This window comes from Pseudomonas sp. GW821-FHT02B10, from assembly GCF_059421865.1.
The window spans coordinates 240,777-256,397 of sequence record NZ_JBWKVU010000008.1 but is presented as its reverse complement, the minus strand read 5'-3'; the positions used below and the strand labels follow the sequence as shown (position 1 = coordinate 256,397).

Annotated in this window: 5 protein-coding genes; all 5 read right to left on the bottom strand. The window is 65.3% G+C overall.

The window, feature by feature from the left end:
• Nucleotides 1–30: 30 nt before the first annotated feature.
• The gene (locus AC07VU_RS18995; RefSeq protein ID WP_495030247.1) at nt 31–849 is read right to left on the bottom strand and encodes an alpha/beta fold hydrolase; all 819 of its coding nucleotides are present in this window, start codon (nt 847–849) and stop codon (nt 31–33) included.
• 302 nt (nt 850–1,151) lie between these two features.
• Nucleotides 1,152–1,616, bottom strand: coding sequence for a nitrogen fixation protein (locus tag AC07VU_RS18990; RefSeq protein WP_096375044.1), 465 nt, complete (start codon nt 1,614–1,616; stop codon nt 1,152–1,154).
• A gap of 62 nt (nt 1,617–1,678) precedes the next feature.
• The gene (locus tag AC07VU_RS18985) at nt 1,679–1,897 is read right to left on the bottom strand and encodes a hypothetical protein (protein WP_007922888.1); all 219 of its coding nucleotides are present in this window, start codon (nt 1,895–1,897) and stop codon (nt 1,679–1,681) included.
• Nucleotides 1,898–2,186: 289 nt separating this feature from the next.
• Entirely contained in the window at nt 2,187–2,450 is a 264-nt protein-coding gene (locus AC07VU_RS18980; RefSeq protein WP_495030260.1) for a hypothetical protein, read from the bottom strand.
• A 91-nt stretch (nt 2,451–2,541) separates the two neighbouring features.
• Nucleotides 2,542–15,573, bottom strand: a complete 13,032-nt coding sequence (locus tag AC07VU_RS18975; RefSeq protein WP_495030246.1) for a non-ribosomal peptide synthetase — start codon at nt 15,571–15,573, stop codon at nt 2,542–2,544.
• Nucleotides 15,574–15,621: the final 48 nt, after the last annotated feature.

The following is a 15,621-nucleotide window of genomic DNA, read 5'->3' as shown; positions in this document are numbered from 1 at the left end:
AGAGGGCTGGGGGGGGTGGCCGCTGCACTGTCAGCAGGAATACCGCTCCGCCAAAAACTTCAACAACGCCTCGGTGACAAACGCCGGATTCTCCAGGTTGGAGATATGCCCCGCCTCGGGCACCAGCTGATAAGGGCAACCAATCAGCTCGGCCATTTCCCGGGTTTCCGCAGGTGGGCGCGGCTTGTCCTGGTCGCCGCACAGCAGCAAGGTGGTCTTGGGGTCCAGCTGGTCCAGGCGCGACAGCAGGTCTGCGCGGCTGAAGGTGATGCGGCCCATGGGCACCACGCTTTCGCGCAGGCGTTCGCAGGGCAGTGCCGCGAGCACGGCGCGGAAGTCCTGGTACAGCGCCGACTGCGGGTCGATGCCAGGACGGAAGAAAATCGGCACCACGATGTCCAGCAGCTGCGGCGCGATCACCCCGCTCTCTTCGATCTGCTTGAACAACGAGAAGTAATACTGGCGGGTCGGCTCCGGCTCGGCCCCCAGATAGGTGTCCATCAGTACCAGGCCATTGATGCGTTGCGGCGCCGCCAGGGCCAGGCGCGCGCCCCACATGCCGCCCACGGACAGGCCTACCAGGCTGATGCGTTCGATCTGCAGATGATCCAGCAGCGCCAGCACCTGCCGGGCGATGTCGTCCAGTGAAGCAGTGCCTTGCGGCAGCACGCCGGACTGGCCGTGGCCCCACAGGTCCAGGGCGATCACCCGGTACTGCCGGGACAGGGCCTCGATCTGCGGCGCCCACATGTTCAAGTCCCACAGGTAGCTGCCGGCCAGCAGCACCGCCGGGCCGCTGCCCTGGTCCAGGTAGTGAAGGGCTTGTCCATCAATAGTCGCGAAGGGCATCAACTGTCTCCTGTCAGGTGGGCTGCGAAAAAGCCTCGGTAGACTGTGCCGGTGAAGGGTTGCCGTCAATCGGACAAGTCCTAAGGGCCGTGCAAGCCTGGAGGTTTTTCGCGAGCAAACTTGCCCCCACAGAAGATGATGGAATCCATGTAGGCTGCTGAACGCCTGAACGATGTGTATACCTTCGACACCCTTGAGTGAGATATCGAAGAGCGGCACAGCCGGTCCCTTTGTGGCAAATAGACTCAAAGTTCATATCAGAGAGTGCAAGTTGATCAGTTCAACGAGACTCACACTTTGAGCTATATCGGGGTTGCCGCAATAATGATCATCTCGTCCTGGGAAAAACTGTTGGTTACGACTTGCGGACAGCGGAAACAGGCATCGGGGCCCTGTTCATTCCACCAGCGACAGGAGGCTCTTATCGAGCAACGGGGAAGTTTGTCTGTGACCGTTTTTAATTTCTCTACGGTGCGCGATACAAGCTGGCAGCCTCCTTCCTTGTAATGCTGGCATCGCATTTCCGCACAGGGTGCGGAAATGCGAAATACCTCTGCCGGACTGACAGGGACTGTTGATTCAGCCAGCTCTTTCGTCATGGGTATTGCTTGTGAAAGGTAAGCTACTTCAGGAGCTGCCACCGTGCCATTCACCACCCCGAATATTTTCGCTCCTTCCCATTCCGGCTGAGCACTTGGGCACAGAAGCTCCTTATTTCGACCGTTCTCAATCAATCGGCGGGATTTTTCCAACGATTTGGGTGGCATTTTATTCCCTCCACCAGCATTCCTTCTGTCCCTATTGGCTTGACGAAAAAATGCCGAAAAACCTAGACCTTGCCAATATTGGCAACTTCCTTGAGTTCGCCTACCGCGCTTTGGGGGAGCACTTGAATGTTGAAGTCAATCCTTCCACCATAAATAAGGATTTTATCGCGCAACGCTTCTCCACGAGTATCAAGCGCTCTTTGCAAACCGGTAGCGATTGCAGTGCTTATATCGGCAACAGACAGATTCGCTGTTACGCGATCAAACTTTTCATTGGACATTTTAATTCTCCAAAACATAGCCGTTGAAATAACTGGAGGCGTGCAAGCAGAACATCAATGGCGTTTTGGTGTCTCGGGGGCTTGGTAATGGCTCGCTTCAAACAGCTCCATGTCCATAAAAACTCCAAAATAACGATCTGCCATTATTGCTGGCGCGGCAATGACTTTGATAGTCAACCCACTGTAAGAGCATAGCCACTAAAGTTAGCGTCAAAAGTCAAATTTGGAAGATGGATTAACTCGAATCACTATAAGTGAAAGACTGAATCGCCCTGATCGCGGAGATACTTCAAAATTTCATTGCGAGCCCCATGAGCAGTTCTGCGAAGGACTCTAATCTCGCACGGTGAGGGATGAATAATTCGACCCGAAGGGCCGAGTTTTTTAGAACAGCGACATCTGCCGCGTCGATGTTGTCGGCGCATTCGAAGCGGGAGCGGTAGCCGGTTTCAAAGATGGGCAGCGGATAACCGTGGATGTGGCGGTAGCACTCGGGCCAACCGGAAGTGAGCAGGGCCTCGATGGTAAGGCCCTGCCAGACGAAGGTGCAGATTTGGGCGCTATCATGGCGCCCGATTGGGGTGTCCCGGCTTATCAGGCCAGTTCAGCTTGCTCGCGATAGGGCCAGCACTGGCAACGCTGGATTACAGCCCCTCCAGCTCCGCCATCAGATCGCTCAGGCGATCGACCTTCTCCTCGTTGATTTCACTGCTCGCCAGGCCGTCGATGTACTGCGCCAGCTCCTCCACCGTGCTGCACTCGAACATCGCCCGCAGCGGCACGTTGCGTTGCAGGGTTTTCTGCACCCGCGAGGCGATCTGCGTGGCCAGCAGCGAATGCCCGCCCAGCTCGAAGAAGTTATCCCGGACCCCGACCCGCTCGACCTTGAGTACTTCGGCCCAGATATCGGCCAGGGTCTGCTCCAGCTCGCTGCGCGGTGCCAGGTAGTCCTGGCTGTGCAGCTGGCCGATCTCCATGGCCGGCAGGGCCTTGCGGTCGAGCTTGCCGTTGGCGTTGAGCGGCAGGCGCTCCAGCCACAGCCAGTGCAGCGGCACCATGTATTCCGGCAGCTCGACGCGCAGGCGTTGCTTGATGCGCTCCAGGCGCTCCGTCGGGTTCAGCGCCGAGTCGCTGGCTACCAAATACCCCACCAAATGCTTGCCGTTGACCCCTTCCTGCACGCCGACCGCCGCATCGCGGACTTCCGGCTGTTCGTGCAGGCGGGCTTCGATTTCCCCCAGCTCGATGCGGTAGCCACGGATCTTCACTTGATGGTCGATGCGCCCGACGTACTCCAGCACGCCATCGGCGCGGCGCCGTGCCAGGTCGCCGGTGCGGTACAGGCGTTCGCCCGGGGCACCGAACGGATGCGGCACGAACACCTGGGCGGTGCGCAGCGGATCGCTGACGTAACCACGGCCGACCCCGGTACCGGCGACGCACAGCTCGCCCACCGCGCCCAACGGCACCAGGTCCAGCGCGCCATCCAACAGGTACAGGCGGTTGTTGTCGGTCGGCGTACCGATCGGCAGGTAGCTGCCACGGGTCGAAGCCATGTCGACCCGGTAGAAGGCCACGTCATCCGAGCACTCGGCCGGACCGTAGGCGTTGACCAGGCCGATCTGCGGGTAACGCAGCAACCACTGGTGCGCCAGCTCCGGCGGCATCGCCTCGCCGGTCGGCAGCATCCAGCGCAGGCCATCGAGGTCGATCGACTCCTGGGCGAGCATGCCCTGGATCAGCGACGGCACACTTTCCAGCACGCTGATGCCCTGCGCCTGCACATGGGAGAGCAAGCCTTGCGGATCATGAGCGATGGCGTTCGGCACGATGTCCACCCGCGCACCGAACAGCGGCGCGGCGAGGAACTGCCAGACCGAAATGTCGAAGCTCTGCGACGCGGTCTGGGCGATCACATCGGCTTCGCTCAATTGCAGGTACGGCACCTTGCTCAGCTGGTTGTTGAGCATGCCGCGCTGCTCGACCATCACACCCTTGGGCAAGCCGGTGGAACCCGAGGTGTAGATCACATAGGCCAGGTTGTCCGGGCCGCTGTAGAGCCCCGGGTTGTCCTGCGAATGATCAGCCGCTTGCACCTCCTCCCACACCAGCAAGCGTGGTCGGTTGGCGCAGGCGAATTCGTCCAGCAAGGCTCGCGCCTGTTCCTGGCAGGCCGCGGTACACACCAGCAACGGCGTGCGGCTCAGTTCGATGATCCGCCCCAGGCGCTGGCCCGGCAGGCCCGGGTCCAGCGGCAGGTAGCCGGCGCCGGCCTTGAAGCTGCCGATGATCATGCCCAGCAGGTCCAGGCTGCGCTCGGCCAGCAGGGCCACCGGCTGGTCCAGGCCCACGCCGTTGGCGATCAGGGCGTGGCCCAGGCGGTTACTGCGCTGGTTCAGTTCGGCATAGCTGTATTGCAGGTCCTGGCAACTGGCGGCGATGCGTTGCGGATGCGCCGCCACCTGGGCCTCGAACAGTTCGACGTAGCTGCGCTGCAGCGGGTACTCATGCTCGCTCTGGTTGCAGCCGGCGAGCAGGAAGTCCTGCTCTGCTGCGCCCAGCAGCGGCAGCTCGGCCATGTCGCCATGGAAGCCCTGCACCAGCGCCAGCAGCAGGCGCTTGAATTCGCCGAGCATGCGCTCGATGGTCGCTTGCTCGAAGTAGCGCTGGTCGTAGGACAGGTGCAGCCCCAGGTCATCCCCCGGGTAGCACACCGCGGTCAGCGGGAAGTTGGTGTGGGTGCGGCCGGAATCCGAGGTGGCGTTCAGGCTTTGCGCGCGGTCCAGCACCGAGACTTCCACCGGCGCGTTCTCGAACACGAACAGGCTGTCGAACAGCGGCTGGCCCTTGGGCAGTTCGCTGTTTTCCTGGATCGCCACCAGCGGCAGGTATTCGTACTCGCGCAGCTCCATATTGCGTTCCAGCAGGCTGCTGAGCCATTGACGCACGCTCAGGCGCTGGCCGTCCTCCGGCAGCTTCACCCGCAGCGCGATGCTGTTGATGAACAGGCCGACGGTGCGCTGCATCTCGGGCATTTCCACCGGACGCCCGGCCACGGTGACGCCGAACAGCACGTCACGCTCACCGCTCAGGCGCCGTAGGACCAAGGCCCAGGCCGCCTGGGCGAAGGTGTTGATGGTCAGCTGATGCTGCTGCGCCAACTCGCGCAGTTGCGCGCCGTCGCGGGCATCGAGCCGGGTGTAGCAGTCACCGACGATCATGCCGCCGCTGTCGCCGGCGTGTTCGCGCAGGAACGGCCGGTCGCTCGGAATCGGCGTGGTGCGCTCGAAGCCTTGCAGGTTGTTTTTCCACCACTGGCGCGCCTCGGCCAGGCTCTGGCGTTGCAGCCAGCCGATGTAGTCGCGGTAGCGTGGCGGCACGCTCAGCTGGGCTTCGCGACCTTCGCCCAGGGCGGTGTAGATCTCGAAGAAGTCGTTCATCAGCAGCGAACGGCACCAGGCATCGATCAGGATGTGGTGGTTGCTCATCATGAACCAGTAGCGCGCGGCCCCCACGCGGATCAGCCGCAGGTGGAACGGTGCCTGGCTGAGCAGATCGAAACCGGCCTCGCGCTCGCTTTTCAGCAACGCCTGCAGCTTCGGTTCCTGCTCGTCTTGCGCGACAGCGCTCCAGTCCAGGAACTCGATCGGCGTGCTGCCCGGCTTGTGGATAACCTGCAGCATGTCTTCGCCGACGTTCCAGCAGAAGGACGCGCGCAGGGCTTCGTGACGGGCCACCACTGCCTGCCAGGCCTGGGCGAAACGCGCCGGGTCCAGCTCGCTGTCGATGCGGTAGCGGTCCTGCATGTAGTACAGGCCGGTGCCCGGCTCCAACAGGGTGTGCAGCAGCATGCCCTCCTGCATCGGGGTCAGCGGGTAGACGTCCTCGATGGCACTGGCCGGCACCGGCAGCGCGTCCAGTTGCGCCTGGGTCAGGCGTGCCAGGGGGAAGTCCGACGGCGTCAGGCCGCCGGCATCGTCCTCCAGGCAATGGACGATCAGGCTGTGCAGTTCGCCGAGGTAGGCCTGGGCCAGCGCGTCGATGCTCTGCACATCAAAACGCTCGCCGCTGAAGGTCCAGCGCAGCACCAACTCGCCGGCGTAGACCTGGCTGTCGACGCTCAGCTCGTTGGGCAGCGGCGCTTCCGGCGAATGGGCGGCGCCCACCGGCTCGTCCAGCGGACGGAACAGCGCGTCGCTGGCAAAGCTCTGGTCGAACTGGCCCAGGTAGTTGAAGGTGATCGGCGCCTGCGGCAAGGCCGCCATGCGTTGCTGGATCGCCCCGTCGGCCAGGTAGCGCAGCACGCCATAACCCAGGCCTTTATGCGGCACGGCGCGCAGCTGTTCCTTGATCGCCTTGATCGAGGCGCCCTGCCCGGCCGCCGCTTCGATGGCCAGCGGGGTCAGGCGCAGCGGGTAAGCACTGGTGAACCAGCCGACCGTGCGAGTCAGGTCGATCTCGTCGAACAGGGTTTCGCGGCCATGGCCTTCCAGTTGGATCAGCGCCGACGCTTCGCCGGTCCAGCGGCACAACACGCGGGCCAGGGCCGTCAGCAGCAGGTCGTTGGCCTGGGTGCGGTAAGTGCTCGGCGCCTGTTGCAGCAGCTGCCGGGTGCGCTCGGCATCCAGCTTCACGCTGACGGTCCGCGCATGTTTGTTCTGCCGCCCGCCCTGGGCATGCTGCACCGGCAGCGTCGCCGCCGGGCCAGCCAATTGGTCCTGCCACCAGCTCAACTCTTCGCGCAGCGACTCGCTGCCGGCATAGGCCTGCAGGCGTGACGCCCAATCGCGCAAGGCGCTGGTTTTCGCCGGCAGGCGCGGCGTCTGCTGAGCTTCAAGCTGGCGATAGAGGTTTTGCAGATCCTCCAGCAGCACCCGCCAGGACACGCCGTCGATCACCAGGTGGTGGATGGCGATAAACAGGCGTTGCTGCGCATCCGGACCGTCCACCAACAGCGCGCGCAACAGCGGTCCGTTGGCCAGGTCGAGGCTACGCTGCGCCTCGGCGAACAGCGCCGGGCATTGCTCCATGGAAGCTACGCGCAGCTGCATCAGCAGTGGCGCCTCGGACAGCGGCTGGTGCTCGGCCCGCCATTGGCCGTCGACCTGGGTGAAGCGCAGGCGCAGGGCGTCATGCTGGGCCAGCACCGCGTGCAGCGCTTGCTCCAGCAACTGCCCATCGAGCGCCTGGGTCGGCGCCAGCAGCAGGGCCTGGTTCCAGTGCTGACGCTCGGGGATCGCACTGTCGAAGAACCAGTGCTGGATCGGCGTCAGGTGCGACTCGCCGCTGAGCAAGCCTTGCTCGGCGACGATCCGCTCGCTGCGGCTGGCCACCGCGGCCAGGGCCTGCACGGTCTGATGCTGGAACAGGTCCCGCGGGCTGAAATGAATGCCCAGCTGACGGGCGCGGCTGACCACCTGGATCGACAGAATCGAGTCGCCGCCCAGTTCGAAGAAGTTGTCGTGCAGGCCGACCTGCCGCAGGTTCAGCACGTCGCACCAGACCTGGGCCAGGGTCTGCTCCAGCTCGTTGCTCGGCGCCACGTACTGCTGGCGGTTGAGCTCCAGGTCCGGGGCCGGCAAGGCGCGGCGGTCGAGCTTGCCGTTGGCGGTCAGCGGCATGCTCGCCAGCAGGATCAGGTGGGTGGGCACCATGTAATCCGGCAGGTGGATTTTCAGCTGGGCCTTGATCGCCTCGCGCAGGGCCGCCTGTTGCTCGTCACCCTGCTCGGCAACGTCGCTGACTAGATAGCCAGCCAGCTGTTTGCCGCCCGGCATGTCCAGGGCCAGCACCACCGCTTCGCGCACGGCGTCATGTTCCAGCAGGCGGTTTTCGATTTCCCCCAGCTCGATACGGAAGCCGCGAATCTTCACCTGATGGTCGACCCGGCCGATGTATTCCACCTGGCCATCGGCGCACTGGCGCACCAGGTCGCCGGTGCGATACAGGCGCCCGCCTTTAGCGCTGAACGGGTCGGCGACGAAACGCTCGGCGCTCATGCCCGGACGCTGGTGGTAACCCTGGGCCAGGCCGGCCCCGCCAACATACAGCTCACCGGTGGCGCCTTGCGGCAGCAGGGCCAGATCGGCGTCGAGAATGTAGGCCACGCGCTCACCCACCACCGTGCCGATCGGTACGCTGCCAGCACCCTCTTCCAGTTGTTCCGGCGCCAGGCTGGCCAGCGGCATGACCACGGTTTCGGTCGGGCCATAGGCGTTGAAGAACAGGCTCGGCTTGAACGCCGCGCGGATGCGGCTCAGGTGTTCGCCGGTCAGCGCCTCGCCACCGGTGATGCACATGCGCACCGGCAGGGTCTGGCCCTGGGTCGCCAGCCACTGCGCCAGCTGGCTGCCGTAGCTCGGGGTAAAGCCGAGGATGTTGATGCGGTGCTCACGGATCAGCTGGCAGATCTCTTGCGCGTCCCACTGCCCTTGCGCCCGCAGCACCACCTGGGCACCGCTGAGCAGCGGCACCAGCAGACGCTCGGTGGCGGCGTCGAAGTTGATGGAATAGAAGTGCAGCTCGCAGTCGTCCGCACGCATGCCGAAGCGCTCGATCACCGCGCGGCAGTGCATGGCGATCTCGCCATGGGACACCACCACGCCCTTGGGCTTGCCGGTGGAGCCCGAGGTGTAGATCAGGTACGCCTGGTGCTGCGGCAAGCTGATAAAGGGCAGTTCGCTGGCCGGGTAGTTGGCCAGTTGCGCGCCGTCCTCTTCCAGGCACCAGCGCGCCACGCTGGCTGGCAACTCACCCAAAGCCTGGAACATCGCCGCGTCGCTGAGCAGCAGGCCGATACCACTGTCTTCAATCATGTAGTGCAGGCGGTCCAGTGGGTATTCCGGGTCCAGCGGCACGTAGGCGCCGCCGGCCTTGAGGATCGCCAGCAGGCCGACGACCATTTCCAGCGAGCGCTCCAGGGCCAGGCCGACCCGCACCTGCGGGCCGACACCACGCTCACGGAGCATCCAGGCCAGGCGGTTGGCGCGGCTGTCGAGCTCGGCGTAGCTCAGGGTCTGCCCGGCGAACGTCAGGGCCGACGCATCCGGGCGCAGCAGCGCCTGTTCGCCGAACAGGTGGTGGATGCACTGGTCCAGGCGGTGTTCGCCGGGCTCGACGCCCAGGCTGTCCAGCAGCTGCTGTTGTTCGACGCGGTCGAGCAGCGGCAATTCGCTCAGGCGCTGTTCAGGGCTGGCCAGCAAGGCCTCCAGCAGGTTGCGCCAATGCGCCGCCATGCGCGCGATGCGCGGCTCGTCGAACAGGTCGGTGCTGTAGGTCAGGCAGCAACCCAGGCGATGATCCAGGTCGGTGACTTCCAGGTTGAGGTCGAACTTGGTGGCCCGCGCATCGTTGGCCAGGTATTCCACGGTCATGCCGGCCAGGCTGCGGCTCTGCTGGAACTCCCAGCGCTGGACGTTGCACATCACCTGGAACAGCGGGTTGTAGGCGGCGCTGCGCGGCGGTTGCAAGGCCTCCACCAGATGGTCGAACGGCAGGTCCTGATGGGACTGGCCTTCGATCACGGTGTGCCGCACCTGCTCGAACAGATCAAAGACGCTCATCTGCCCGTCGAGCTGGCAACGCAGTACCTGGGTGTTGAGGAAGGCGCCGATCAGCCCTTCGCTTTCCGGGCGGATGCGGTTGGCCACCGGCGCGCCGATGCGCAGGTCGGTCTGGCCGCTGTAGCGATAGAGCAGCACAGCCAGGGTCGCGGTCATGGTCATGAACAGGGTCAGGCCGTGTTCCGCGTTGAAGCGCCGCACCCGTGCCGCCAGCTCGTCGCTGAGGTCGAAGCGGTACAGCTCGCCCTGGTGGCTTTGCACCGGCGGCCGCGGACGGTCGCCCGGCAGTTCCAGCAGCGGGTGTTCGTTGCCCAGTTGCCCAGTCCAGTAATCCAGCTGGCGCTGACGCTCGCCGGACTCCAGCCACTGGCGCTGCCAGACGCTGTAATCCAGGTACTGCACCGGCAGCGGTTCCAGCGGCGAGTCGCGGTCGTCGATAAAGGCTTCATACAACGCGCTCAGCTCACGGGCGAAGATGTCCATCGCCCAGCCTTCGGTGACGATGTGGTGCAGGGTCAGCACGAAGTAGTGCTCATGCTCCGCCGCCTTGACCAGGCAGGCGCGCAGCAGCGGACCGGTTTCCAGGTCGAACGGCTGGTGCGCCTCGCTGTCGGCCAGCTGTTGCAGGCGTTGCTCGCGGCTCGCTGCATCCAAACTGGAGAAATCCTTCCAGCCCATGCGCACGCCGGTTTCCCCATGCACCCGTTGTTGGGCCACGCCGTCGACGCTGGGGAACGTGGTGCGCAGGGTTTCGTGACGCAGGATCAGCGCCTGCAACGCCGCCTCGAAACGCCCGACATCCAGCACGCCCTTGAAACGCGCCATGCCGCCAACGTTGTAGGCCGGGCTGTCCGGCTCCATCTGCCAGAGGAACCACATGCGCTGCTGGGAATAAGACAACGGCACAGGCTGGCTGCGATCGACCTTGGCGATCGGCGGCTGCTGGTTGCGCTTGCCGGCTTCCTGGATCAGCCGCACCTGCTCGGCGAAGTCGCCCAACTCGCTGGCTTCGAACAAGGCCCGCAGCGGCAACTCGACGTCACAGGCCTGGCGGGTCCGGGAAATGATCTGCGTAGCCAGCAGCGAGTGGCCGCCCAGGGCGAAGAAATCATCGCGCAAGCCAATGCGCTGCTGCCCCAGCACCTCGCGCCAGATCGCCGCGATCTGCTGTTGCAACTCAGTGACGGGTTCGACGTGTTCACGCACCTGCCATTGCGGTTCCGGCAAGGCGCGGCGGTCGAGCTTGCCGCTCGGGCTCAGGGGCATGGCCGAAAGAAGCATCAGTTGCGCCGGCACCATGTATTCCGGCAGCTCACTGGCCAGGGCGGTTTTCAGGCGCACAATCTGCGCACCCTCCTCTTCCCCATCCGCGCTGGCGGTGTAATAACCGATCAGTTGCGCACCGGCCGCGGTCTCGCGCACCAGCACCGCCGCCTGGGCCACACCCTCCTGGGCCAGCAGGCGCGCTTCGACTTCCTGGGGTTCGACCCGAAAGCCGCGCAGCTTGACCTGCTGATCGAGACGCCCGAGGTATTCCAGCGCGCCATCGGCCGCCCAGCGCACCCGATCGCCGGTGCGGTACAGGCGCGCGCCCTCGCTGCTCAGCGGATCAACGACAAAACGTTCGGCGCTCAGCCCCGGCCGCCCGAGGTAACCACGGGCCAGGCCGACCCCGGCAATGCACAGCTCGCCCGGCACGCCGGTCGGTACCGGGTTGAGGTCGGCGTCCAGCACCCGGCAGATCACGTTGCCCAGCGGACGGCCGATGGGCGAACGCTGGCCATCGACACTGCGGCAATGCCAGTGGGTAACGTTGATCGCGGTTTCGGTCGGGCCGTAACGGTTATGCAGTTGAGCGTTCGGCAGCTGCTCCAGCACCCGGTCGCGCAATTCGGCCGGCAAGGCTTCGCCACCGGAGAACACCCGGCGCAGGGTGCCGCATCCGGCGCTCAGCGGCTCCTCGACGAACAGCTGCAACAGCGGCGGCACGAAGTGCAGCGCGGTCACGCCGTATTGCTGCACCAGCTGGGCGATGCGATGCGGGTCGCGGTGTTCGCCCGGCGCGGCCAGCAGCAGGCGGCAGCCGGTGATCAGCGGCCAGAAGCACTCCCACACCGACACGTCGAAGCTGATCGGCGCCTTTTGCATCAGCACATCGCTGGCGTCCAGGCGGTAGCTGTTCTGCATCCACTGCAAGCGTTCGCTCAGGGCCGCGTGGGTGTTGCCCACGCCCTTGGGCTGGCCGGTGGAGCCGGAGGTGTAGATCACATAGGCCAGGTTGTCGCCGTGCAGGTGCAGGCGCGGCGCATGGCTCGGCCAGCCGTCGAGCTTGAGGCTGTCCATGGCGATGGCGCTGACGCCCGCGGCCTGGGGCAGGCGCTCAAGCAGGTGGGTCTGGGTCAGCAGCAGCTCGACGCCACTGTCGGCCAGCATGTAGGCCAGGCGCTCGGTCGGGTAGTCCGGGTCCAGCGGCACATAGGCGCCGCCGGCCTTGACGATCGCCAGCAGGCCGATCAACAGCTGCGGCGAACGCTCGGCGGCGATGGCCACGCAGACATCCGGGCCGACCCCTTTGTCGCGCAGGTAATGGGCCAGGCGGTTGGCCTGGGCATGCAGCTCGGCAAAGCTCAGCTCGCCGCCCTGCCACACCAGTGCGGTGCGTTCCGGGGTCTGCTGCAGTTGTTCATCGAGCAGCTCGGGCAGCCATTGGCTGGCCGCCGCGCACGGAGCTTCGCTCCACTGTTGCTGCTGCGCCTGCTCGCAGGGGTTGAGCAACGGCAGGTCGGCGATGGCGGTTTGCGGACGCGCGCAGGCTTCGCGCAGCAGGCTGACGTAATGCTCGGCCAGGCGCTCGACGGTCGCGGCCTCGAACAGTTCGCTGGCGTAGTCGAACGACAGGCTCAGGCGGCCGTTGCGGTCTTCTTCACTGTGCAGTTGCAGGTCGAACTTGGCCTCGCGGCTGTGCCACGGCAACTCCTCGGCCAGCAGCCCGGGCAGCCGGCGCAGGGCGCCGAGGTCGCGCTGCTGGTGGTTGAACATGACCTGGAACAGACCCTGTTCGCGGGCCTGGGGAAAGGCTTCGAGCAGTTGCTCGAACGGCAGGTCCTGATGGGCCTGGGCCTGCAGCGCGGCCTGGCGGGTCTGCGCCAACAGATCAACGAACGGCAGGCGCCCGTCCACCTCGGCGCGCAGCACCAGGGTGTTGATGAAGAAACCGATCAGGCCCTGGGTTTCCAGGCGCGGACGGTTGGCGTTGGGCACGCCGATGCGGATGTCGCGCTGGCCGCTGTAGCGATGCAGCAGGCTCTGGAACGCCGTGAGCAACAGCATGAACGGCGTCGATTCATGGGCCTGGGCGGTCTGGCGAATGGCTTCGCTCAGGCTCGCGCCCAAGCGCAGGCTGTGCCGCGCGGCGCTGTGTTGCCGTTGCGCCGAACGCGGGTGGTCGGTGGCCAGGCTCAGGCTCGGGTGCTCGTCGCCCAACTGCTGTTTCCAGTAGGCCAGTTGCCGTTCGCCTTCGCCCTGGGCCAGCCACTGGCGCTGCCAGCTGCCGTAGTCGGCGTACTGCAACGGCAGCGGCGCCAGGCTTGCCGCCTGGCCTTGTACGGCGGCGGCATACAGGCGCGAGAACTCGTCGATCAGCACATTCAGCGACCAGCCGTCGGCGATGATGTGGTGCAGGGTCACCAGCAGTTGGTGTTCCTCATCGTCGAGGCGCACCAGGGTCACCCGGAGCAGCGGGCCTTGTTCCAGGTCGAACCGGGTACGGGCTTCATCCTCACGGATCTGTTGCGCCCGCGCCTCTCGCTCGGCCAGCGGCAGGTCGCTGAGGTCGATCACCTGCAGGTTGAATTCGCTGGCCGGCAGGACCTGTTGCAGCGCCTGGCCGTCGCGCTCGAAAAAGCGCGTGCGCAGGGATTCGTGGCGTTCGATCAGTTGCTGGAAGCTGGCGCGCAGGGCGTCTTCGTCCAGCTCGCCACGCAGGCGCAGGCCACCGGGAATGTTGTAGGCGCTGCTGTGCGGGTCGAGCTGCCAGGTGATCCACAGGCGGTTCTGCGCCAGGGATTGAGGCAGCGCCTCGGCGCGCGGCAAGGCGTTGATCGCGCCCTGGGCCAGGCCGCCATCCTGTTGCAACTGGGCGACCTGCGCGGCGAACGCGCCGAGGGTCGGCGCCTCGAACAGCAGGCGCAGGTTCAGCTCCAGGCCGAGTGCTTCACGCAGGCGCGCGACGACCTGGGTCGCGGCGATGGAGTTGCCGCCCAGCAGGAAGAAGTGATCGTCGCTCGCTACTTGCTCGACTTGCAGCTGTTCGCGCCAGATACGGCCGATCAGCTCTTGCAGTTCGCGGGTCGCTTCGCCACTGGCCTCGCCGCCCGCCGCTTGGCGATCGGGGAGCTTGTTATCGGAGAACTGGGCGTAACTGTCGAGGCTGCCCTCGGCCAGGCGGTTGCGGCAGGCCGAACGTTGCAGCTTGCCGCTGGACGTCTTGGGCAAGGCGCCGGGATTGAGCAGGACCACCACGCTCGGCGCTTGCTGATAGGCCTCGGCCACGGTCTGGCGAATCAGCTTGATCAGCGCGTCCGGCGTGAGGATCTTCTGCACGCTGCGGCTGATTTCCGCGGCGATGCCGATGCCTTCCTGGCCCTGCTCGGTGACGGCGAACGCCGCGACCCGGCCCTTGCGCACCACCTCGACCTCACGCTCGATGGTCTGCTCGATGTCCTGTGGATAAAGGTTGTGGCCACGCACGATCAGCATGTCTTTCAAGCGGCCGGTAATGAACAGCTCGCCATCGCGCATGAAACCCAGATCGCCGGTGCGCAGCCAGGTCCGGCCGGCATGCTCGACGAAGGTCTTGGCCGTGGCCTCGGGGTTGCGCCAGTAACCATGGGCGATGCTCGGGCCGGCAGCCCAGACTTCACCGACCCGGTTCTCTTCCAGCTCGGCCAGGGTATTGGGCTCGACGATCAGCACCGCGTGCTCGGGCTGGCTGGTGCCGCAGCTCATCATGGCGTTGCCGGTGCCCGGCTCGGCGCGGTTCTGCGCCAGGGCCTGCTCGTCCAGGCGCAGGGCCGGGATGCCCTGGCCACGGGTGCCGCCGGCGACAAACAGGGTGGCTTCGGCCAGGCCATAGGAGGCGAAGAAATGATTCGAGGTGAAACCGCAGGCGGCGAACTTCTCGGCAAAGCGTTCCAGGGTGTCCAGGCGGATCGGCTCGGACCCGGAATAGGCCACGCGCCAGCGGCTGAGGTCCAGGCGTTCCAGGGCCGACTCGCTGACCCGCTCGCTGCACAGGCGGTAGGCGAAGTCCGGGCCACCGCTGATGGTGCCGCCGTATTCGCTGATCGCCTCCAGCCAGCGCAACGGCCGGCCGAGGAAATACGCCGGCGACATCAATACGCAGGGCACGCCGCTGAAGATCGGTTGCAGCAGGCCGCCGATCAGGCCCATGTCGTGGTACAGCGGCAGCCAGCTGACGATCACGTCGTCGGGGTTGAGGTCGATACCGAAGCCGCGGCGGATCAGCAGCTCGTTGGCCACCAGGTTGCCGTGGCTGACTTGCACACCCTTGGGCAAGGCGGTGGAGCCCGAGGTGTACTGCAGGAAGGCGATGTCGTCGCCCCGCAGTTCGGTGGCGCTCCAGCCTTCGGCCAGGCTCGCCGCCAGGGTGTCCACGCAGAGCAGTTGCGGCGCGTCGGCACCTTGCAGTTCGTCCATCTGCGACAACGATTCGCGCAGCCCGCTGCTGGTCAGCAGCAGCCGCGGCTCGGCGTCGGCGATGATCGAGATCAGCCGCTCCTGGTGATGGCGTCGGCTCGACTCCGGTGGATAGGCCGGCACCGCGATAACCCCGGCATACAGGCAGGCGAAAAACGCCGCGACATAGTCCGGGCCGCTAGGGAACAGCAGCACCGCGCGATCGCCCAGACCGGCATTGGCCTGCAGCGCGGCGGCGATGGTCCGGGCACGCAGATCCAGGTCGCGATAACTGAGGACCACGCTCTGATCCTGCTCTTCGGCAAGGAAGCGCAAGGCCACTTGATCGGGGGTCTGAGCCGCCCGGCGTTGAAGGGCTTGAGCCAGAGTGCTGGGGAGTTCGAACGCGTCCATCATGGGGTTTCCTGCGCGGATTGTGCTTGCACGTAGAGCCGCGGGAAAACG